This window comes from Leisingera sp. S132 (genome assembly GCF_025144465.1).
Classification (GTDB): domain Bacteria; phylum Pseudomonadota; class Alphaproteobacteria; order Rhodobacterales; family Rhodobacteraceae; genus Leisingera.
This window is the reverse complement of sequence record NZ_CP083553.1, coordinates 2,689,641-2,710,033: the sequence shown is the minus strand read 5'-3', so window position 1 is coordinate 2,710,033 and position 20,393 is coordinate 2,689,641. Positions and strand designations below refer to the sequence as shown.

The window sequence follows — 20,393 nt, the reverse complement described above, 5'->3', positions numbered from 1 at the left end:
AAACCTGTGAAGCCATAGCAGCTATTACTGGTAAATGCAGCGCGCGGGATTACACTGGGGGTATCATGGTGGCAAATTTCCCAAAGCTCAAAGCTATCGTGGCGGCAACGGCGGCCATGGCCGCGCTTTCCCTGCCTTGCAGTGGCGCCGCGCAGGCGCTGTCCGCCGACGTGCTGCTGCAGGATCTGGCGAAGTCCGAAGCATCGGAGGCCGCGGCGATTGACCGCGAGCTGCAGGCGCTGTGGGCCAGAAGCGGCTCGCCGTCGATGGATCTGCTGCTGCGGCGCGGGCGCGACGCGATGGAGCGGGGCGACCTGCAGGAGGCGGTGGAGCATCTGACCGCGCTGACCGATCACGCGCCTGGCTTTGCCCGCGGCTGGTATGAACGCGCGCGGGTTTATTTCGAGATCGGACTCTACGGGCCGTCGATTGCGGATCTCGAACGGTCGCTGGCGCTGAACCCGCAGGATTACAACGCGATCTATGCGCTGGGCGTGGTGTTTGAGCAGTTCCGCCAGCCGGAGCGCGCCTATGAAGCCTACCAGCGTGCCAAGGCTATACATCCGCACCACGAGGAAGTAAGCAGCGCCCTCGAACGTCTGCGGCCCACGGTCGAGGGCAGGGAACTGTAAGCCCCGCTGGGGCGCGGGGGCTGAAGATATGGCAAGCGCATCGCGGATCGTGGCCGTCCTGGGCCCGACCAATACCGGCAAGACCCATTATGCCATCGAACGGATGCTGGGCTACCGCACCGGGGTGATGGGCTTTCCGCTGCGCCTGCTGGCGCGCGAAGTCTATGACAAGGTCGTGGCAGCACGCGGGCCTTCGGTGGTGGCGCTGGTCACCGGCGAAGAGCGCATCGTGCCGCCGCGGGCGCAGTACTGGATCTGCACGGTGGAGGCGATGCCCGAGGGCATGGGTTGTGACTTCCTGGCGATCGACGAGATCCAGCTCTGCGCCGATCCGGAGCGCGGCCATGTGTTCACCGACCGGCTGCTGCGCGCCCGCGGCACCCATGAGACGCTGTTCTTGGGGGCTGACACCATGCGCGGGCCGATTTCTGCCCTGGTGCAGGGCGTCGAGTTCGTGCGGCGCGAGCGTATGTCCGATTTGGTCTATGCGGGTTCGAAAAAGATAAGCCGGATGCCGCCGAGAACCGCAATCGTTGGGTTTTCGGTTGATAATGTCTATGCGATTGCCGAGCTGATCCGCCGTCAGAAAGGCGGCGCCGCGGTGGTCATGGGGGCGCTCAGCCCCCGGACACGCAACGCGCAGGTCGCACTCTATCAGAATGGCGAAGTTGACTACCTTGTGGCAACCGACGCCATCGGCATGGGGCTGAACCTGGATATCGACCATGTGGCGTTTTCCTCCACAGCCAAGTTCGACGGCCGCCGGATGCGCGAGCTGGCCCCGAATGAACTGGCGCAGATTGCAGGCCGCGCGGGCCGGGGGATGAGCCACGGCACCTTCGGCATCACCGGCGATGCAAGGCCGCTGGATGAGGGCACCGCCTCGGCGATCATGAACCACCAGTTCACACCGCTGAAAAAGCTCAACTGGCGCTCTGCCGATCTGCAGTTCGGCACGGTCGAGGCGCTGATCAACTCGCTCGAATCAAGTCCCTCAAACGAGAACCTGATCAAGGCGCGCGAGGCCGATGACCTGGGCGCGCTGAAGATGCTGTCGCAGGAATCTGCCGTCATCTCGCGCACAACAAATGCGCAATCGGTCAAACTGCTGTGGGACGTCTGCCGGATCCCGGATTTTCGCGGCATTTCCCACGCGGAGCATGCCTCGCTTCTGGGGGTGATATTCGAACATTTGCACGGCGGCGGGGTGGTGCCGGACGACTGGATGGCTCGCCAGATAAAGCGGATTGACCGCACCGATGGAAACATCGACACATTGTCCAAGCGTCTGGCATTTATCCGGACGTGGACATATGTCGCGCAGCGGAACGGATGGCTGCGTGACGAAAGCCATTGGCGCGGGGAGACGCGCGCTGTAGAAGACAGGTTGTCGGATGCTCTGCATGAGCGTTTGACTCAGCGATTTGTGGACCGGCGCACGTCTGTTCTGTTGCGCCGGCTCAAACAGAAGGAGGCCCTTTTGGCCGAAGTGAATGACAAGGGTGAAGTGACGGTCGAAGGCGAATTCGTCGGCCGTCTGGAGGGGTTCCGGTTCAGCCCGGACAAAGCTGCGCAAGGCACTGAGGCAAAGGCCCTCAAGGCGGCTTCGCTGCAGGCTTTGGCGCCGCAATTCCATCTGCGTGCAGACCGGTTCTATAACGCGCCCGACACCGAAATCGACTTTACCGAGCAGGGCGGCCTGATGTGGGGCGAGCATGCGGTGGGCAAGCTGGTTGCCGGCGCCGATGCGCTGAACCCGCAGATCCAGGTTTTCGTGGATGAGGCCGCAGGGCCGGATGTGGCCCAAAAGGTCGAACGCCGCCTGCTGCATTTCATTACCCGCAAGATCAACGCGCTGTTTGAGCCGCTTCTGAACCTGCAGAAGGATGAAGAACTGACCGGCCTGGCGCGCGGCTTTGCCTTCCGCATGGTTGAAAATCTCGGCGTGCTGCCCCGTGCGGGCGTGGCGCAGGAGGTCAAGGACCTGGATCAGGACGCCCGCGGCGCGCTGCGCAAGCATGGCATCCGGTTCGGCCAGTTCACCATTTTTATGCCTCTGCTGCTGAAGCCTGCGCCGACCCGTCTGCGCCTGGTGCTGTGGTCGCTGGTCAATGGCCTGCAGGATTTCCCCGAAGCACCGCCGCCGGGTCTGGTTACCGTGCCCTCCATCAAGGACGCGCCCGAAGGCTATGACACCATGTCCGGCTATCGCGCGGCAGGCGAGCGGATGATCCGCATCGACATGCTGGAGCGTCTGGCCGACATGCTGCGCAGCGAAGACAGCCGCGGCGGCTTTGAAGCCAAGGCCGACATGCTGTCGATTACCGGCATGACGCTGGAGCAGTTCGCCGATCTCATGCAGGGCCTGGGCTACAAGGCAGAGAAGGGCGAGCGCGAGAAAGTAAAGCCGGCCGATGCCGTGGTGGCCGAAACCGGCACGCCTGCCGAAGGGCAGCCGGTGATGGATGCCGCCGCAGAGGCGGAGAACACCCCGGCCGCGGCGCCGGCCGCCGAGGGTGAGCCCGCGCCGGCGGATGTGCCAGCCGGCACCGAAGCCATCGCAGACGAGGGCGTTGCCCCCATCGCCGAGGAACCGGCCGAGCCGGCACCCGAGGCGCCTGTTGCGGAGACAGCTGCGGATGAAACCCCGGTTGGCGAAGCGGCCGATGCGGCCGTCGATGCGCCGGAGGTGGAAGTCTTCTTTACCTTCACCTGGGGCGGTAACCGCGGCGGACGCCAAGGCGGCGGCCAGCGCCAGCAGAACCGCCGCCCGCAGGGCGACGGCAAGCCCGGCGGCAAGGGCAAGCCGCGCGGCGCCAAGGGCGGCGACCGTGACGGCGGCCGGGGCAAGCCGGGACGTAAGGGCGGACCGCGCCAGGATCAGGGTGCCAAGACCTATTCCTCGCGTCCTGCCAAGAAGGAAAAACAGATCGACCCCGACAACCCCTTTGCCGCAGCGCTGATGGGGCTGAAGCAGGGCGACTGACCCGGCCATGACTGAGGGGGCGCCCAAGATCCGCATCGACAAGTGGCTGTGGCACGCGCGGTTTTTCAAAACCCGCAGCCTGGCCGCGAAACAGGTCAGCGCGGGCCATGTGCGCCTGAACGGCAGCAAGGCACTGAAACCGGCTCAGAACGTCACCCCGGGTGACGTTCTGACCTTCGCTCAGGCAAAAGTGATCCGCGTGGTGCGGGTTGAGGCCATCGGCGAACGCCGCGGCCCGGCGCCCGAGGCGCAGGCGCTGTACTTCGACATGACGGAAAAGCAGGAAAAAGTTCCGGCCAATCCAAAGTTCGAGGGAAAAGGCCGCCCGGACAAAAAAGCCCGCAGGGCGCTTGATCTTACCCGCAAGTCCGGGGGCTATTGACGCCTTGAAGTGCAGCCGCGTCTGGATTAGCTAGGCGCAAACGGATAACGGGACTCGGTACAATGACCTATGTCGTGACGGAAAACTGCATCGCCTGCAAATACACCGACTGTGTCGAGGTATGCCCGGTGGACTGTTTCTATGAGGGCGAGAACACCCTTGTGATCCATCCCGACGAATGCATCGACTGCGGCGTTTGCGAACCGGAATGCCCGGCAGACGCAATCCGCCCGGATACCGAGCCGGATATGGACAAATGGGTCGAGTTCAACCGCAAGTATGCAGAGCTGTGGCCGGTGATTGTGTCCAAGAAAGATCCGATGCCTGGGTATGAGGAACGCGACGGCGAAGAGGGCAAAATGGAGAAGTACTTCTCCGAGGCGCCCGGCGAAGGCGGCTGATTCTCTGCCTCGTGCGGCAATGCCGCATTTGTGCGGAAAACCGCCGTATTGCTACGGGTTTTCACGGGCCCTTGCCAGCAGGCCGCCTTTCGGGCGGCCCTTTTTTATGGTATTCTTGAGCCACAATAGACATAAACAATCGGAGTCCGCCCCCGGTGCGCCGTAGCAGTGGTGCGCATAATGGGCGGTATTTCTGCGGAGAAAGTGTCCTGAAGGCTGGTCAAACTGAACTGACCGGAACTGGAGATTTTTTCCGCCACAGTGCCGGTGCCGCCCGGCCATGAGTGAGGAAGAACCTGTATGACCAAGTCGAAGAAGCTCGAATTCCGCCCCAATGAGTATGTGGTCTACCCGGCGCATGGCGTCGGCCAGATCATCTCGATCGAGGAGCAGGAAGTGGCCGGCTTTGCGCTGGAGCTTTTCGTGATCACCTTTGAAAAGGACAAAATGACCCTGCGGGTGCCGACCAACAAGGCGACCGAAGTGGGCATGCGCTCCCTCAGCTCGCCGGACGTGATCGCCCAGGCGATGAAGACGCTGAAGGGCAAGGCCAAGGTCAAACGCGCCATGTGGTCGCGCCGTGCCCAGGAGTATGAGCAAAAGATCAACTCCGGCGATCTGATCTCTATCGCCGAGGTGGTGCGCGACCTGCACCGCACTGACGACCAGCGCGAGCAAAGCTATTCCGAGCGTCAGCTGTATGAGGCTGCACTGGAGCGCCTGACGCGGGAAGTGGCCGCCGTTTCCGGTAATGATGAAATTGCTGCTGCCAAGCAGGTGGATGAGGTCCTGACCTCCCGCGCTGCCTGACATTTGCGGTGACTTTGAATTGACGGGGCCGTGCCTGAATTGGCACGGCCCTTTTCGCGTCTGAAGGCAGTCTAGCTGCAGAGCGCAAGCAGGGTGAGCAAGCCTGCGATCTCAGCAACTTGCTGGGAGGCGCCAAGGATATCGCCGGTCTGCCCGCCGATCTTGGCCTTTGCCACCCGGCCCAGTCCGGCCGCAGCGGCGCCCATCGCCAAAGCCGCAGCAAATGCAGTGCCGCCAATAAGCGGCAGCGACAGAAGGATGGCCAGCCCGGCGGCCAGGAGGCATGGCAGGGTGCCGGGGCGCCCGACGGTCTGCGACAGACCGGCCGAACGGGCGTTGGGAAGCGCGGCCATCAATGCGGGCATCACGGCCCGGCTCAGCAATGCAAGTGCCAGAAGCGGCCAGACGCCCGCGGCGTCAAACAGCGCTGCCAGACCGCTCCAGCGCAGGCCCAGGCCTAGGATCAATGCGATCACCCCATAGGCCCCGATGCGGCTGTCCCGTATGATTTCCAGCCGCCGTTCGCGGGTGAACCCGCCCCAAAGCCCGTCGGCGGTATCGGCCAGCCCGTCCTCATGCATGGCGCCGGTCAGCATCACCTGCACTGCCAGCGCCAGACCCGCGGCCACCATAGCAGGCAGCCCGGCAGCAAGCGCCAGCGCGGCCAGCAGTGCCGCAGGCAGGGCAACGGCAAGGCCTGCCAGGGGAAAGGCCCAAGCCGCCTTGGCCTGCCGCTGGAATGCTTGCGCCGGCAATTGCGGCAGCGGCAGCCGGGTCAGCAGCACCAGTGCCAGCAGCACGTCTTTTGGCTGTATGTCGTTTTTTCGCATTCGCGGGCCTATTGCAGTGCTTGCGGCGGGGCTGCTAGCGGTTAAAGAGGGTCAATCCGCTTTATCCGCGTCCACCACTCAGATGCAACGAGGCTTTCACATGCTGCCACAGCTTTCCTCCCTTGATGATTTCCGCGCCGCACTGGCTGGTGCGCCGGCCCAGGACCAAAGGTCTGTCGCCGGTGCGGCGGCACGCAATGGCCAGCTGACAAAACCGCCGGGCGCACTTGGGCGGCTGGAGGAACTGGCGGTATGGTACGGCGGCTGGCGGGGCAGCGACCGGCCTGAAATCACAGCGCCGCAGGTGATCGTGTTTGCCGGCAATCATGGGGTGATGGAGCAGGGGGTCTCGGCTTTTCCGGCAGAAGTGACGGCGCAGATGGTGATCAACTTCGAGCACGGCGGCGCTGCAATCAACCAGCTGGCCAAGCTGGCCGGGGCCCGCATGGATGTGCATGCGCTGGAGCTGGACCGCCCGACCGCCGACTTCACCAAAGGCGCCGCGATGAGCCAGGAAGATCTGCTGGCAGCGTTGAAGGCTGGCTGGGACGTTGTGGATCCGTCTGCGGATCTGCTGGTGGTTGGCGAGATGGGGATCGGCAACACCACCCCGGCAGCGGCCCTGGCTTGCGCGTTGTTTGGGGGTGAGGCCGCAGACTGGACCGGTCGCGGCACCGGCGTGGACGATGCGGGCCTTGCCAACAAAACCCGTGTGGTTGCTGAGGGTGTGGCGCTGCATGGGAGTGCAATCCGCGACGGATTGGATGCGCTGGCCTGTCTCGGCGGGCGGGAAATTGCGGCCATGGCGGGTGCCATAGCCGCGGCCCGTGTGCTGCGCATTCCGGTGATCCTCGACGGGTTCATCTGCTGTGCGGCAGCTGCGTGCCTGCTGCAGACGGCGGATGGCGCGCTGGACCATACGGTTGCGGGCCACCAAAGCGCCGAAGGCGCGCACGCGGCGTTGCTTGCAAAACTTGGCAAGGAGCCGCTGTTGTCGCTGGGCCTGCGCCTGGGCGAAGCATCCGGTGCCGCGCTGGCGATCCAGATTTTGAAGGGCGCCATTGCCTGCCACAGCGGCATGGCCACCTTTGCCGAAGCCGGAGTGTCGGACGGCTGATCCGTTGGTCTACGCCGTGAAACGGAAAACCCCGGCTTGATGCCGGGGTTTTATTATTCTGCAGCTTCCGACGACCTCTTGCGCTTTCTCTCGGCCATCTCGAAGATCGCGCTTTCGATTGCTTTTTCCAGTTCCTGCGCCCGTTCAATATAGGCCGGGTTCTGGCTGGCCGGCACACCCGGCATCCAGTGCTGCGCCAGGTCGCGCAGGTTCTGGCGGTCATGATTATAGAAGGTCTGCGCCGCCTGTGCCGCTTCATACTCGCTGAGGCCGACGTTTTCGAGCACATAGCGGCCGGCACGGACTGAGCTGTCGAACAATTCGCGCACGATGTCATCGGCGCCGGCCTGATACAGCTCGTAGACGTGGTTGCGGTCCTTGGCGCGGGCGATGATGTGCAGGTCCGGATAGGCACGGCGCACATAGGACACCATTTTCACCACGCCCTCTGGATCGTCCAGCGCCACCACAAACACCTTGGCCTTGGCGATGCCTGCAGCCTTCAGGAGCTCGGGGCGGGTGGGGTCGCCGAGGAAGCTTTTGACACCGAAGCGGCGCATCAGCTGCACTGCTTCCATATCGTGGTCCAGCACAACAGTCTTGAAGCCGCTGGCCTGCACCAGCCGGTTGACGATCTGGCCGAAACGTCCGATGCCCGCGATAATCACCGGCCCTTCTTCGTCTATTTCGTCCGGCTCAGGTGCCTGCAGCGGCTCTCCCATGCGCTTGGACAGCAGGTCATAGGCAATGAACAGCAGCGGGGTGATCAGCATCGACAGGGCGATCACAAGCAGCAGTTTCTCTGACAGCGCCGCCGGAAGAACGTTGAGCTGGGTGGAGAACGCCAGCAGCACAAAGCCGAATTCCCCGGCCTGGGCAAGGCTGAGGGTGAACAGCCACAGCCGGCGCCGGCGCAGCCCGAAAGCACGGCCGACGGCAAACAGCACCACCCCCTTGGCGAAGATCACCAAGAGCGCCAGCCCGATCAGATCGCCTGGATCGGCCAGGAACTGGCGGTAGTTTATGCCGGCGCCCACGGTGATGAAGAACAGTCCGAGCAAAAGCCCCTTGAATGGGTTGAGGTCGCTTTCCATTTCGTGGCGGAACTCGGAGTTGGCCAGGACCACGCCCGCCAGGAAGGCGCCAAGCGCCGGCGACAGGCCGACCAGGGTCATCACAAAGGAAATGCCAACCACGATCATCAGCGCCAGTGCGGTGTACATTTCGCGCAGGTTTGAGGCATGGATGAAGCGGAACAGGGGCCGGGTCAGGTAGATGCCTGCCAGGATGATGAAGGCGATCGCAGCCAGGGTCACCAGCGCCACAGCCCAGCCGGGCAGCCCGTCTACCAGTGACAGGGATCCATGGCCGCCGCCGTGCCCGCCCGCAGCTTCACGGCTGATGGAGCCGTCGGCAGAGAATTGGGGAATGGCGTAGGTGCCCAGAAGCGGCAAAAAGGCGAGGATCGGAATCACCGCAATATCCTGCGTCAGCAGCACCGAAAAGGCCGCGCGGCCGCCACCGGTCTGCATCAGCCCCTTTTCCGATAGTGTCTGCAGCACAATCGCGGTGGACGACAGCGATAGCGCCAGCCCCACTGCCAGGCTGACATGCCATGGCTGGCCCATGGCCATGGCCGCGCCCATCAAGACAACCGTCGACGCGGTAACCTGCATGCCGCCCAGGCCGATCAGCTTGTCCCGCATCGCCCATAGCGCGCGGGGTTCCAGCTCCAGCCCGATCAGGAACAGCATCATCACCACTCCGAACTCGGCAAAATGGCGCAGATCTTCGGTTTCGGCACCGGTCAAGCCGAGTACTGGGCCGATTGCGATGCCGGCCGCTAGATACCCCAGGACCGATCCCAGACCGAGACGCGCCGCCAGCGGCACTGCGATGACCGCAGCGCCCAGGTAAATGGTTGCCTGATAGAAAAACTCTTCCATAAAACAGGTATCGCAAGCCCGCCGGTACCTTGGCAATGGCTTTAGAAGGGCCGGGGTTGCTGTTATGGCAAATGAGCGCCTGCGGGGCGCTATTGCTCCAGCATGCGGATGTCTTCGCTGAGGCTTGCGATCCGGTCCAGGCGCCGGGAGATCCGTTCCTGGAAGCCGCCGAGCTGGTCGATGATGTCGGCCAGGGTCTCCCCGGAATCAGTCAGCCGGGCGCTTTCGATCTTGAGCAGAACCCGGGTTGAACTGAGGCCCAGGAAATGGCGGTGCATGATCTGGCAGGCGCTGGTAATGCGCGCGGCTTCCTCATCGACTTCCTTCATGCCGTCTTCTGAGCGCTTGACTTGCTGCTTGACCAGATCGCCGAGGATCGTGCGCTCCGACTCCATATCAGCTTCGCCCAGGTCGCGGCGCTCCTTCTGCAGTTGTGTGTCGCATTCGATCAGAATGCGGGCCATCCCCTCGACAAACAGACTGTCGTTCACGGAGGATTTGATCTTGGCGAAGTTGCTGTTCTCACCCATCACGTGGGCACCGAACCAATCGGACATCTGCCTGGACATGGCGCCATAGTTCTGGGACAGGACCGTGACAGGGCCGCCCGAAGGCTCGATGCGGGAGGCCAGCACCCGCAAGTTGTGCGGAATGGTGTGCATGGCATCGAAGTCCGCAATCAGCCCATCGGTTTCCTCTGCCAGTTTTTCCGCGTCCCGCAGCATGCTTGTCAGTTCTTGAATCCGGGCATGCGCCTGGTTTCCCAGTCCCTTATCCCGCGCGATCAGTTCCTGGCTGAGGGCATGGGCCGCAAACTGATGATAGTTCTCGTAGCCCTGGCTTTTGAGCCAGTCGAGAAGGCCGCGGGCACTTTCCTCCGGCTTCAGGCCTTCTTCCTTTTCACGCTTCAGCATTTTCGCGTATTGGCCGCGGACCTCATCAAACAGCTTGCTGCTGGGTTTGATGCGGGCCGACAGATAGCCGTCCTGACATGGGACCACCACGGCGAACACCCAGTAGTACAGCCCGTCCTTGGCTTTGTTCTTGACGTAGGCGCCCATGCTCTCACCACGCTGGATGGTGTCCCAGAACAGCGAAAACACCCCTTTAGGCATATCGGGGTGGCGGATCACCTTGTGGGGGGCGCCGATCAATTCTTCCCATGGGTAGGCGCCGACGCGGCGGAAAACATAGTTTCCGGCGCGGATCACCCCACGGCTGTCGGTTCTTGAGAAAAACACCTCATTGAGGCCAAACGGAGCCTCGCCGCTGGTTGGGCGGGTTTCAACACGGCGGTCTACAAAGGACACGGAACAGTTCCACTTTGGGTTACAATAGTCTTCGCTTTATCTTTAAGCTCAAATCCTTCCCAGCTGGTTAAGTTGGCAGCGGCGCGTCGCGTTTTAATTGTGCCATCACGATTTGGCTCTGAACCCTCGCGACTCCGGGATGGGGCAGCAGAATCTCGTGGATCAGCGTGTTCAGCGCCTGCAGGTCAGTGCAGTAGACGCGCAACAGGTAATCGGCCTCGCCGGTCATGGTCCAGGCCGAAGTGATTTCCGGCTGGCTGGCCACCAGCCGGGAGAATCCTCTGGACTGCTCCGGCCCGTGGCTGCTGAGATGAACCTGCACAAATCCCTGGACCGCCAGCCCCAGCTTGGCCGGATTCAGCCGGGCGGCGTAGCCCTCGATGAAGCCCTCAGCCTCCAGCCGCTGGCGCCGCCGCCCGGCCTGGCTTGGTGACAAGTTCAGCAGGTCGCCCAATTCCTGAGCCGTGAGGTGCGCGTTTCTCTGCAAGGCTGCGAGCAGCTTGGTGTCGGTTGGATCAAGCATGCGTGATTGCTCCTGTTTTTCAGACTATTGCGCGGGAATTGCGCGAATTTCAATGGTTTGGTGCGAAACTATGCGGAAAACCTGCATCGTGAATGCGGTATTCTTGATTCAAGAAATCACATTGTCCTGAATGACATGAAGGAGACGCGCTATGGGTCCTTTTCCGCACAACGCCCCCAAATCCGAGATCACGCCGGAAAACCCTGCCGGCACGGATGGCTTTGAATTTGTTGAGTTTGCCAGCCCGGAGCCGGCTGAACTTCGGGCATTGTTTGCCCGCATGGGCTACGAACTGGTTGGCCATCGCAAGGGTCAGCCGCTGGTGGAACTGTGGCAGCAGGGGGATGTCACTTACATCCTGAATGCTGACCCGGAAAGCTTTGCCGCTAAATTCGTGGACGAACACGGCCCCTGCGCCCCTGCGATGGGATGGCGGGTTGCTGACGCGCAGAAGGCCTTTGAGCATGCCGTGTCCAAAGGCGCGGAAGCTTATGAAGGCCCGGGAAAGGTCATGAACGTGCCGGCTATCAAGGGTATTGGCGGTTCTCTGATCTACTTCATCGACCAGTATTATGACACCTCGCCCTACAACGAGGAGTTTGAGTGGCTGAAGCAATCCAAGCCGCGCGGCGACGGCTTCTATTACCTCGATCACCTGACCCACAATGTCTACAAGGGCAACATGGACAAGTGGTTCAAGTTCTACGTGGAGTTGTTCAACTTCAAGGAGATTCGTTTCTTTGATATCCAGGGCAAGTACACCGGTCTGTTCAGCCGTGCGCTGACCTCACCCTGCGGCCGGATCCGGATCCCGATCAACGAAGACCGCGGTGAGACCGGCCAGATCGTGTCCTACCTGAAAAAATATAACGGCGAGGGCATCCAGCATATCGCGGTTGGCACCGAGGATATCTATGCCAGCACCGATGCGATTGCCGAAAAGGGCCTGAAGTTCATGCCCGGTCCGAATGACACTTATTATGAGTTGTCCAAGGAACGGGTGCACGGCCATGACGAGCCTCTGGACCGGATGAAAAAACACGGCATCCTGATCGACGGTGAAGGCGTGGTGGACGGCGGCGAGACCCGCATCCTGCTGCAGATCTTCTCGAAAACCGTGATCGGGCCGATCTTCTTTGAGTTCATCCAGCGCAAGGGCGATGACGGCTTCGGAGAGGGTAACTTCAAGGCGTTGTTTGAATCGATCGAGCGTGAGCAGATCGAAAGCGGCGAAATCCAGGCTGCGGAATAAGCGCGGGCTGAGGAACGAATGAGCCGGGTCTGTCCTGCAGGCCCGGCTTTGTGCAACTGGGATTTGCCCGTAATGGCGATTGCAAGCGGGCAATAGTGCCGGCGCTTGCCGCGCAGCACGGCGCAGCGGCTGCCTTCACGTCCGAAACTGATTTCTCTGCGTTTAGCTCTTGGGCATTGTCAGGGTGCGGTTGCGGCCGCCTTTCTGATACTGGAGCTGGCTTTCGCCAATGGCGATCACCCGGCCGCCGTCGATGCGGTCGCCAACCTGCACCTTCTTGTAGCGGCCTGAGGGCAGGCGCACCAGGGCGCGGCGGTTGGCTGCTGTGCCATAGACGCCGATCAGGTTCAGCTTGCGCAGGTTGATTGCATTATTGACGGTGGCGCGCCGGGCGACAGAGGCGCTGGTCGGAATGCGCGGCGGCGTTGCGGCTGCGGCGGCGGGAACAGCGGCAGCAACCTGCACCTGGTTTTGTGAATTGCGGCGGGCGCGGTCGACCAGATTGGCAAAATTGGCAGGGCGGCCGCGCGGCACGACGGAGGACGCGATGGCCTGCGCGGTGACCGGCAGGTCGTCCTCTTCTGCCGGTTTCAGGCTTGCAGGACGGTGGCGGGGGCGCAGGCTGGCCAGTTCGGCGCGGCTGAGGCCGCCATTCTGGGCCCGTTCCACCTGTTCCGCCAGATCAGACGGGCGCGCCTTGGGCCGTTTGCGTGACAGCACCTGATTTCGGGCGACTTCTTCTGCCAGCGCTTCGGCAGCCGGGTCGCTGCGGTCCGGTGCAGGCGGCGGCACTTTGCCAGGGCGGCCCAGGTAAACCGTGATGCCATCAGGATTGAGCGCCCCTTCCGGTGTTGCCTTGACCAGGCCGCGTGCGTCCAGATCAAAGGCCGACCCTGCCGCAGCAGGGGATGCAACTGCCGCCGGCACGTCATCCTGATCATAGGACCGGGGGTCTGGCAGGGCCACGGCGTCAGCGGCAAATTCGGTGCGGTCCACGGACGCGGTGTAAAGCTCATCCAGCCCGGCAGCTGCCGGGATGCCGTCAAGCTGCGGCGCCACAGGCCAGACACCGGTCGCCGCGTAGCGCGCGGCCAGGGCCAGCTCATCCAGTTCGGGGGGCACAGGTGTGTCCGCGGCACCAGGCTGCAGGGTTTCCGGTTCCAGGAAAGCAGTGCCGGTTCCTTCTTCCGGCGGTTCGACGCCATCAGCAGCGGCTTCATCTTCGGCTGTGGGGCCCGCATCCGTATCGCTGGCCTCGGGGAGGCCGGCATCGGCGAACCCAGGGTCCGGCTGATCGGCCAGCACGCTGACTTGCGGTGCGATTTCCTCTGCAGTTCCGGTTGCGCCTGAACGCTGGGGGGAAGCGGTTTCGCTGCTGATGATTGCTGGGGCAGGTGAAAGGTCGCTGCCGGTTTCCATCAGCGCGGCAAGAAAACCGTCCTCGCGCAACAGCGCCCAGGCGGCAATTGCCGCCGCGAGCAGCGCGGCTGTCAGAGCAAGGCCGAACGAGCGCCGTTTGCCGCCAGTTGCAGCCTTGCGATCCGGCGCAGATTGGGGCCGCGGGGCCGGTGCGGCGGGGGACGGGGCACGCAAGGCGGCTGGAGCTGGCGGAATCGTTCGTGCCGGTCCGGCCTTTTCCTCTGCGGGAACGGCATTTGCCGGTCCCAGCGCTTTCACCGTTCCAGGTTTTGCAGCGCTTGGACTTCTGTCAGTCAGGACCAAAGGCCCTGGTTTTGCCGCAGGCAGCGGCCCGGCAGGAGACTTCTCCTCGCTCCCTTGCACGTCCGGCTGCGCCTGGAGGCCGGTATTTTCTGGCGTATCCGGCTTTGCGGCCGCCGGGGCAGGAGCGCTTCCGTCTAGGGAAACGCCTGGCGGCGCAGGCGGCACGCCTGCTGGCATTGCAGCGGGGACAGGCTGCACGGATGCAGCGTCCCCGGGTGTTTCCGGCCCTTCCTGCCTGGGGGGCGTCTTCGGGGTGTCCGGTTTCTCGTCAGCGCCAGATGTTTCTTCTGGTGCTGCCGCTTCCTCGGAAGGGGGGGCTGGGATGAGGGTTTCTTCGGCCTCAGGTGCAGCAGCCTGGTCTTCGACGTCACTGGCTGGCGCAGGATCGGGCAGCTGAACAGCGCCAATTGCCTTGACCGCCGTATTATCTGGTTCGACCTCGGTGCCCCGGATCGCCCGGGTGGTGCCAAAGAACGGCTCCCCCTGGAAACCGCCGTCTTCTGGCACCGCCACGAAACTGACAGGCCCGAAGCCATGTTCAACCGCAAATGTCTCGGCCTCATCCAGGGTTTCCAGCGCCACTGCGGCCACATGGGTTACACTGCCGTCAGCGCAAATATCAAAGGCGAGTTCGTCCACCGGATACGGTGTGGCGCCTGCCAGCGCCTGCCGTGCCGCCGCGATCCGTTCCGCGGCGGGCAAGCCGCCGGTTTCAATGCTCAGATACCGGATCTGATCATTGGGCAGGATCAGCTTGCTGTAAATCCCTTCCGGCGCCAGCCGCAGCGCATCAGACCGGATTGCGGCCAATGCGGCGGGAAGGTCGTCAGTGTCAAATGGAGTGCTGGCGACGCTCCTCCAGCCGTCCTCTGCGCGGTAGATCAATGCGATCCCGTCGGCGGAAAGCGAAAGAGCAAAGGCCGGTTTCATGCTTTGGGTCAAACCATCCAAATCCATACTGCCCGGGGGCGCATAGCACGCCCGGTGTTTTGCTGCGGACCTTAAAGCAGGAACCTGCCGAGTTAAAGGAAAAGACATCTCCAGGCTCTTGCGGGCGGCGGTTTGCCGTCCCCATCTAAGGGGCATTCGGAAAAGGAGCTTTTTCAGCATGAAGGCAAAGAAACTTCTGGCAGCGGCGCTGATGCTGTCGATGAGCGCAAGCGCCCTGGCCGCAAGCGAAACCGTGCCGCCGCGCCAGATTACCGTAAATGGTGAAAGCACCCTGCAGGTGCCGCCTGAACTGGCAACGATCACCCTGGGTGTGACGGAGGAAGCCGAGGAAGCCGCTGCCGCCATGGCCGCAGTGTCGCAAGCCATGGGGGCGGTGATCACCCGGCTCAAGGAGGGCGGCATCGCCGCCGAGGACATGCAGACGCAGCAGATATCCATGCGCCCTGTCTGGTCGCAGGACCGTTCCTATGACAGCGGCGGCCGGCGCGAGATTACCGGTTTCGAGGCCTCTAACACGCTGATGGTGCGGGTCCGGGATCTGGACGGTCTGGGTCCGGTTCTGGACAAGGTTCTGGCTGCAGGGGCGAACCGGTTCCAGGGATTGAGTTTCGGCGTGTCTGATCCCGCCGCAGTGATTGACCAGATCCGCGGCGAGGCGGTCAAGGATGCCATCCGCAAAGCCCAGCAGCTGGCGGATGCCGCGGGCATGGAGCTGGGGCCGGTGCGCTCGATCACAGAGCATGGCGGCGGCGGCGGCCGTCCGATGATGGCCATGGAAATGGCCCGCAGCGACGCGATGCCGATTGAGGCCGGGGAACTGAGCTTTACCCACAATGTCTCGGTTGTGTTCGACATGACCGTGCCGGGCAGCGAGTAACATCAAACGAAGAAAGGCCGGGCAGGGAGCCCGGCCTTTCCTTTAAGGTGGGGCAGGCCTCAGCCGCAGGATTTGGCCAGTGCCTGATCCAGGTCGCGGATAAGATCGTCCGCATCTTCGATGCCGATGGAGACCCGGACCACATTCGGACCGGCACCTGCTGCTTCCTGCTGTTCCGGGGTCAGCTGCCGGTGCGTGGTCGAAGCCGAGTGGATGATCAGCGAGCGGGTATCGCCGAGGTTGGCCACATGGCTGAAAATCTCCAGTGAATCCACCAGCTTGACGCAGGCCTCATAGCCGCCCTTGACAGCAAAGGTGAACAACCCGCCGGTGCCCTTGGGATAGCAGGCCTGGGCGCGCTCGTAATAGGGGGAGGACGGCAGCCCGGCATAGGTCACATAGTCGACGCGGGAGTCATTCTCCAGCCATTCGGCCACCTTGCGGGCGTTCTCGCAGTGCCGCTGCATCCTGAGGGACAGCGTTTCGACCCCCATCAGCGTGTAATGCGCCGCCTGCGGGTTCATCGTCATTCCCAGATCCCGCAGGCCGATTGCGATGCCGTGGAAGGTATAGGCCAGCGGGCCGAAGGTTTCGTGGAACTTGAGGCCGTGATAGGCGGTTTCCGGCTCTGACAGCGACGGGAACTTGTCATTTGCGGACCAGTCGAACTGGCCGCTGTCGATAACACAGCCGCCGGTGACGGTGCCATTGCCAGTCAGGTACTTGGTTGTCGAATGCACCACCAGCGTCGCGCCTTGGGAAATCGGGTTGCACAGGTACGGCGTGGCAGACGTGTTGTCGACGATCAGGGGAATGCCCGCGCCATCGGTGATGTCAGCAAGCGACCGGATATCGGTCACATAGCCGCCGGGGTTGGCCACGGATTCGCAGAACACCGCGCGGGTGTTCTCGTCGATCGCGGCCTTCACCGCGTCCAGATCATCGGTATCGACGAATTTCGCCGACCAGCCGAAGCGCTTGATGGTCTGGCTGAACTGGGTGACGGTGCCGCCGTAAAGACGGGTCGAGGCCACCACGTTGCAGCCCGGGCCCATCAGCGGGAACAGCGCCATGATCTGCGCCGCGTGGCCGGAGGAGCAGCAGACCGCGCCGACACCGCCCTCCAGCGTCGCAAGGCGCTCCTGCAGCACTGCCACTGTGGGGTTGGTCAGCCGCGAATAGATGAAGCCGACTTCCTGAAGGTTGAACAATGCGGCCGCGTGTTCGGCATCGCGGAAGACATACGCGGTGGACTGATAGATCGGTGTCTGCCGTGCGCCGGTGGCCGGGTCCGGCTTGGCGCCGGCGTGAATTTGCAAGGTGTCAAACCCATAGGACGGGGCGTCGGTCATCTGTATGTCTCCCTGAGAGGTCTTCTGTTGCGCGCACCTCAGCATGGCTGCGCGCGGAAGGCAATCGCGCGAATGCCGCAGCGGCAGCGTCCTGTCAGTCACTGGCCGTTGAAAATCTTCAGCATCAAGGCGCCAGTGGCTTGGAGTTCAAGCGCTCAGCCTGACCTCCGGCGAGTGAAAAGGCCTGAGGCTGCTCAGGGTGTGGCGCCCTGGCCAAAGGTATCGCTCCAGAACTTGAGCAAAAGCGCGCGCCGGTTGGCATCGAGCGCGACCAGCAGGGACGGCGACAAAGGAATGTATCTGCGGGTGCTGGCCGAAAGCCCGGAGCCGGTCTCCTCGATCACGGCGACGAGACCGGCTTTGACGAGCATCTCTTGCGCCTCGGCGCTCAGCAGAAAATCGAGCAGCTCTGCAGATGCGTCTCGCTGTGCGGCGTGCCTGGGGATCATAAAGGCACGGGACAGAACCAGCGTGTAATCCTCTGGCAGAATGGTGCCGACCTCCGGTGCGGAGGCGTTGGCAACATAGGACCCCAAGACGTTGTAGGCGATCAGAAACCGGCCTTCCGCCACGCCTGCGATGATCTCGGCGGAACAGCAGGTGGCTACGGCATCGACCCGGGCAAAGCCCTCCATCAGCGCGCCAAAGGTAGTGGCTTCCAGACTGTCGCTGTAGGCGAACAGGTAGCCCAGGCCGGAGGCGGAGATGTCGTAGGTGGCGATCCTGCCGCGGTAGAGGCCGGGTTTGGCGCGCAGCGCATCCAGCAGGGCAAAGCGGCTTCGCGGCACATCGGCACCATCAAGCAGCTGTTTGTTGTAAACGATCACTGCCGGTTCGGTGGTGATCCCCCACAGCTCATCGCGCCAGCGCCGCGACGGCGGCAGCGCCAGTGCCGCGGGCGAGCGGTGCGGTTGCGCACAGGCCGCGTTGACCAGCCAGACCATTTGCTGCACGGCTGAGGACAGCACCGCGTCGGCCGGCGGGCTGCCATCCCGGCAATCGGCGCGGCTCCTGGCAAAAAGCGCGTTGGACCCCCATTGCTCGTAGGTGATTGTCAGATCCGGGTTCAATTCCGCAAAGCGTTCCATGACCGGCTGGATGATACTGTTGTCTGTGGTGGAACGGATCAGGAAGGGCACCGGGCCGCTGCCGTATCGCACGGCCGCCTCCTGCGCGGCGGCGGCAACCGGCAGCAGTGCGGCAATGAGCACCAGCATCTGCCAGGCCCGCATCATGGTTTCTCCTCCGCAGCGGGCAGGACCAGGGCCGCGCGGAAGCCGCTGTCCCCGCGCGCCATCTCTACCCGGCCGCCAAAGGCAGCAGCCACGGAGGTCACGATCGACAGGCCAATGCCGGTGCTGTTTTCCTGGGTGCCGGCGCTGCGGTTGAATCGGCTGCCGAGCTGTTCCGTAACAGCGGGCGCCGGGCCAGGGCCGGCATCGCGCACCCACAGGATGGCCTCGCGGCCGCGCTGCTCCGCGCCTACGGCGACCGGCGGGGTGCCGTGCCTGAGCGCATTGCCCAGCAGATTGCCGGCCGCCTCGCCAAGTGAAAAGGCATCGGCCAGCACCATCACCGGGTCCTCTCCGATCTCCAGCCGCAGGTCGCTGCCGGGGGCCAGCAATGCGTGGTCATCGCGCTCCATGATCTCCAATGCCACCTCGCGCAGGTCGACGGGCCGCCGCGGGGCGCTGTCGGTGCGATGCACCACCAGCGCACGGCTGAGAAGCTGATCCAGCAGCCTGCCCAGCGAGCGGGTGCGCGCCAGCAGCCGCTCCAGGGCGCGGCGGCGGGCAGCTTCGCCGGGTTCGGCCACAGCGGTTTCCGCCTGCACGCGCATTGCGGCCACCGGCGTGCGCAGCTGGTGTGCCGTGTCGGAGATCAGATTGCGCATCGCCTCGACCTGGGTGTCCAGCCGCCCCATGAACCGGTTCATGGCGCCCAGCACCACCTGCAATTCCCGCGGAAGGCGGCCCGTGGCAATCGGTGTCAGGTCATAGGGGTCGCGGCGCGCCAAGTCGTCGGTGATGTCCTCCAGCGGGCGCAATGCGGTGCGGATGACCAGCCAGGCCATTGCCATCAGCGCCAGACCTGCGACTGCCATCGGCAGGAGCGCATCCAGCATCAGATCTGATGTCATCGCCTTGCGCGCCCGCAGGGTTTGGCCGACCACAACCTCGACAGGGCCGGAGAAGCTGCGCTCCGCGAAGCGGCGGGTGATCCGGACGAAACGCGCGGGCTCGCCGTTGAGGGGGACCTCAAAGTAATCCGGGCCGGCGGATCCGGGGGGCGGCACCTGAACTTCACTTTCGGGATCAACGCCGGTTATGAACGCCTGCCCGGGCCCATGCACCGCATAATAGATGCGGTCGTCAGGAGCCTGTGCCAGCAGCTGGAAAGCCGAGACCGGCAGGTCAGCGGCAGGGACCCCCTCTTGGACCCGGATCGACTCGGCGATATCTCTGGCCGCCCCCAGCAGGATGCGGTCATAGGCCTGGCGCGCCGCCTGCTGGCCGTTCAGCCAGGCGCTTCCGGACACCAGCACGCCGCCCAGAAGCAGGATCAGCAGCACCGCCCCCAGCACCCGGGCCGCCAGCGTAAGCGGCGGGCGCGGCTCAGCCATTCAGATGCAGCCGGTAACCGACCCCCCGCTGGGTGCTGATGCTGACATCACTGCCCGCGATCTTCTTGCGCAGGCGGGCGATATACAGCTCGATCGCGTTCTCGCCCACATCGGCATCATCGAAACCATAAAGCGAGTCATAAAGCCGCGTTTTCGACAGGTAGCGGTCCTGATGGCGGATCAGCATATCCAGCAGGGCGGCCTCGCGCCGGGTCAGTTCCAGCAGGCGGCCGTTCAGCCGGGCGCTGCGGTCGCTGGGCGAAAAGGCCAGGCAGCCCAGCACGATCTGCTCATCCTTGCGTTCCATCTGGCGCCGCACCAGCGCCCGCAGCCGCGCTTCCAGTTCACGCTGGTCGAAAGGCTTGCCCAGGTAATCATCCGCCCCCTGGTCCAGCGCTGCCACCCGGTCATCCACCGAGGTCAGCGCAGTCAGCATCAGCACCGGGGCCGGGTCGCCCGCCAGGCGCATCTCGCGCAGCAGCGACAGGCCGGAGCCGTCCGGCAGGTTGATGTCCAGGATCACCGCGTCATAGGCCTGTACCGCCCGGCAGTCGCGGGCGCTTTCGATGTCCGGCGCCAGATCGCAGGCAATACCCGAGCGGGCCAGATGGGCGGTCACCCCCTCTGCCAGATCCTCTGCATCCTCGACCATCAAGACCCGCATTCAATGGCGCTCCGC

17 protein-coding genes are annotated in these 20,393 nt (G+C 63.6%); 8 read left to right on the top strand and 9 right to left on the bottom strand.

The window, feature by feature from the left end; translation table 11 throughout:
• Positions 1 to 65: 65 nt before the first annotated feature.
• From K3725_RS13445 to K3725_RS13425, 5 genes are all read left to right on the top strand, one after another.
• Positions 66 to 632 (top strand): tetratricopeptide repeat protein, encoded by a 567-nt coding sequence (locus tag K3725_RS13445; protein ID WP_260015823.1) that lies wholly within the window; start codon positions 66 to 68, stop codon positions 630 to 632.
• 28 nt (positions 633 to 660) lie between these two features.
• Complete coding sequence (locus K3725_RS13440; protein ID WP_260015822.1) at positions 661 to 3,618, top strand: helicase-related protein; 2,958 nt, start codon at positions 661 to 663, stop codon at positions 3,616 to 3,618.
• Between the two features lie 7 nt (positions 3,619 to 3,625).
• Positions 3,626 to 4,000: an RNA-binding S4 domain-containing protein gene (locus tag K3725_RS13435; RefSeq protein WP_260015821.1), complete on the top strand. Its 375-nt coding sequence runs from the start codon at positions 3,626 to 3,628 to the stop codon at positions 3,998 to 4,000.
• Positions 4,001 to 4,062: 62 nt separating this feature from the next.
• A complete protein-coding gene (gene fdxA / locus K3725_RS13430; RefSeq protein WP_019294695.1) occupies positions 4,063 to 4,401 on the top strand; it encodes a ferredoxin FdxA in 339 nt (112 codons plus the stop codon).
• 300 nt (positions 4,402 to 4,701) lie between these two features.
• Entirely contained in the window at positions 4,702 to 5,211 is a 510-nt protein-coding gene (locus tag K3725_RS13425; protein WP_260015820.1) for a CarD family transcriptional regulator, read from the top strand.
• Positions 5,212 to 5,282: 71 nt separating this feature from the next.
• Here K3725_RS13425 and cobS read toward each other — a convergent pair whose 3' ends face one another.
• Positions 5,283 to 6,041 carry an adenosylcobinamide-GDP ribazoletransferase gene (cobS, locus tag K3725_RS13420; RefSeq protein ID WP_260015819.1) on the bottom strand — a complete coding sequence of 253 codons (759 nt, stop codon included), beginning with the start codon at positions 6,039 to 6,041 and terminating at the stop codon, positions 5,283 to 5,285.
• A gap of 100 nt (positions 6,042 to 6,141) precedes the next feature.
• Here cobS and cobT point away from each other — a divergent pair, with 100 nt between their 5' ends.
• Positions 6,142 to 7,158, top strand: coding sequence for a nicotinate-nucleotide--dimethylbenzimidazole phosphoribosyltransferase (gene cobT / locus K3725_RS13415; protein ID WP_260015818.1), 1,017 nt, complete (start codon positions 6,142 to 6,144; stop codon positions 7,156 to 7,158).
• A gap of 53 nt (positions 7,159 to 7,211) precedes the next feature.
• Here cobT and K3725_RS13410 read toward each other — a convergent pair whose 3' ends face one another.
• The 3 genes from K3725_RS13410 to K3725_RS13400 all read right to left on the bottom strand — a co-directional run bounded on the left by K3725_RS13410 (position 7,212) and on the right by K3725_RS13400 (position 10,937).
• Positions 7,212 to 9,104 carry a cation:proton antiporter gene (locus K3725_RS13410; RefSeq protein ID WP_260015817.1) on the bottom strand — a complete coding sequence of 631 codons (1,893 nt, stop codon included), beginning with the start codon at positions 9,102 to 9,104 and terminating at the stop codon, positions 7,212 to 7,214.
• A gap of 89 nt (positions 9,105 to 9,193) precedes the next feature.
• Positions 9,194 to 10,414, bottom strand: a complete 1,221-nt coding sequence (locus K3725_RS13405; RefSeq protein ID WP_260015816.1) for a PAS domain-containing protein — start codon at positions 10,412 to 10,414, stop codon at positions 9,194 to 9,196.
• 67 nt (positions 10,415 to 10,481) lie between these two features.
• On the bottom strand, positions 10,482 to 10,937 hold the full coding sequence (locus K3725_RS13400; RefSeq protein WP_260015815.1) for an Lrp/AsnC family transcriptional regulator: 456 nt from the start codon (positions 10,935 to 10,937) through the stop codon (positions 10,482 to 10,484).
• A 151-nt stretch (positions 10,938 to 11,088) separates the two neighbouring features.
• Here K3725_RS13400 and hppD point away from each other — a divergent pair, with 151 nt between their 5' ends.
• Complete coding sequence (gene hppD / locus K3725_RS13395; RefSeq protein WP_260015814.1) at positions 11,089 to 12,189, top strand: 4-hydroxyphenylpyruvate dioxygenase; 1,101 nt, start codon at positions 11,089 to 11,091, stop codon at positions 12,187 to 12,189.
• A 162-nt stretch (positions 12,190 to 12,351) separates the two neighbouring features.
• On the opposite strand, the gene K3725_RS13390 is transcribed toward hppD, so the two are convergent.
• Positions 12,352 to 14,841 carry a hypothetical protein gene (locus K3725_RS13390; protein ID WP_260015813.1) on the bottom strand — a complete coding sequence of 830 codons (2,490 nt, stop codon included), beginning with the start codon at positions 14,839 to 14,841 and terminating at the stop codon, positions 12,352 to 12,354.
• A 178-nt stretch (positions 14,842 to 15,019) separates the two neighbouring features.
• On the opposite strand from K3725_RS13390, the gene K3725_RS13385 reads away from it, so the two are divergent.
• A complete protein-coding gene (locus K3725_RS13385) occupies positions 15,020 to 15,739 on the top strand; it encodes an SIMPL domain-containing protein (protein WP_260015812.1) in 720 nt (239 codons plus the stop codon).
• A gap of 59 nt (positions 15,740 to 15,798) precedes the next feature.
• On the opposite strand, the gene K3725_RS13380 is transcribed toward K3725_RS13385, so the two are convergent.
• The 4 genes from K3725_RS13380 to K3725_RS13365 all read right to left on the bottom strand — a co-directional run bounded on the left by K3725_RS13380 (position 15,799) and on the right by K3725_RS13365 (position 20,378).
• A complete protein-coding gene (locus K3725_RS13380; RefSeq protein WP_260015811.1) occupies positions 15,799 to 17,091 on the bottom strand; it encodes an O-acetylhomoserine aminocarboxypropyltransferase/cysteine synthase family protein in 1,293 nt (430 codons plus the stop codon).
• Between the two features lie 194 nt (positions 17,092 to 17,285).
• Positions 17,286 to 18,326 (bottom strand): ABC transporter substrate-binding protein, encoded by a 1,041-nt coding sequence (locus K3725_RS13375; protein ID WP_260015810.1) that lies wholly within the window; start codon positions 18,324 to 18,326, stop codon positions 17,286 to 17,288.
• Positions 18,323 to 19,714 (bottom strand): sensor histidine kinase, encoded by a 1,392-nt coding sequence (locus K3725_RS13370; protein ID WP_260015809.1) that lies wholly within the window; start codon positions 19,712 to 19,714, stop codon positions 18,323 to 18,325. Before K3725_RS13370 ends, K3725_RS13375 begins: the two co-directional genes overlap by 4 nt.
• The gene (locus K3725_RS13365) at positions 19,707 to 20,378 is read right to left on the bottom strand and encodes a response regulator transcription factor (protein ID WP_260015808.1); all 672 of its coding nucleotides are present in this window, start codon (positions 20,376 to 20,378) and stop codon (positions 19,707 to 19,709) included. The genes K3725_RS13370 and K3725_RS13365 overlap by 8 nt, the downstream gene beginning before the upstream one ends.
• Positions 20,379 to 20,393 lie beyond the last annotated feature (15 nt).

Coding starts and splice junctions, on each gene's coding strand:
- K3725_RS13445 (WP_260015823.1), top strand. CDS start 66: ATGGTGGCAAATTTCCCAAAGCTCAAAGCTATCGTGGCGGCAACGGCG.
- K3725_RS13440 (WP_260015822.1), top strand. CDS start 661: ATGGCAAGCGCATCGCGGATCGTGGCCGTCCTGGGCCCGACCAATACC.
- K3725_RS13435 (WP_260015821.1), top strand. CDS start 3,626: ATGACTGAGGGGGCGCCCAAGATCCGCATCGACAAGTGGCTGTGGCAC.
- fdxA (WP_019294695.1), top strand. CDS start 4,063: ATGACCTATGTCGTGACGGAAAACTGCATCGCCTGCAAATACACCGAC.
- K3725_RS13425 (WP_260015820.1), top strand. CDS start 4,702: ATGACCAAGTCGAAGAAGCTCGAATTCCGCCCCAATGAGTATGTGGTC.
- cobS (WP_260015819.1), bottom strand. CDS start 6,041: ATGCGAAAAAACGACATACAGCCAAAAGACGTGCTGCTGGCACTGGTG.
- cobT (WP_260015818.1), top strand. CDS start 6,142: ATGCTGCCACAGCTTTCCTCCCTTGATGATTTCCGCGCCGCACTGGCT.
- K3725_RS13410 (WP_260015817.1), bottom strand. CDS start 9,104: ATGGAAGAGTTTTTCTATCAGGCAACCATTTACCTGGGCGCTGCGGTC.
- K3725_RS13400 (WP_260015815.1), bottom strand. CDS start 10,937: ATGCTTGATCCAACCGACACCAAGCTGCTCGCAGCCTTGCAGAGAAAC.
- hppD (WP_260015814.1), top strand. CDS start 11,089: ATGGGTCCTTTTCCGCACAACGCCCCCAAATCCGAGATCACGCCGGAA.
- K3725_RS13390 (WP_260015813.1), bottom strand. CDS start 14,841: ATGAAACCGGCCTTTGCTCTTTCGCTTTCCGCCGACGGGATCGCATTG.
- K3725_RS13385 (WP_260015812.1), top strand. CDS start 15,020: ATGAAGGCAAAGAAACTTCTGGCAGCGGCGCTGATGCTGTCGATGAGC.
- K3725_RS13380 (WP_260015811.1), bottom strand. CDS start 17,091: ATGACCGACGCCCCGTCCTATGGGTTTGACACCTTGCAAATTCACGCC.
- K3725_RS13375 (WP_260015810.1), bottom strand. CDS start 18,326: ATGATGCGGGCCTGGCAGATGCTGGTGCTCATTGCCGCACTGCTGCCG.
- K3725_RS13370 (WP_260015809.1), bottom strand. CDS start 19,714: ATGGCTGAGCCGCGCCCGCCGCTTACGCTGGCGGCCCGGGTGCTGGGG.
- K3725_RS13365 (WP_260015808.1), bottom strand. CDS start 20,378: ATGCGGGTCTTGATGGTCGAGGATGCAGAGGATCTGGCAGAGGGGGTG.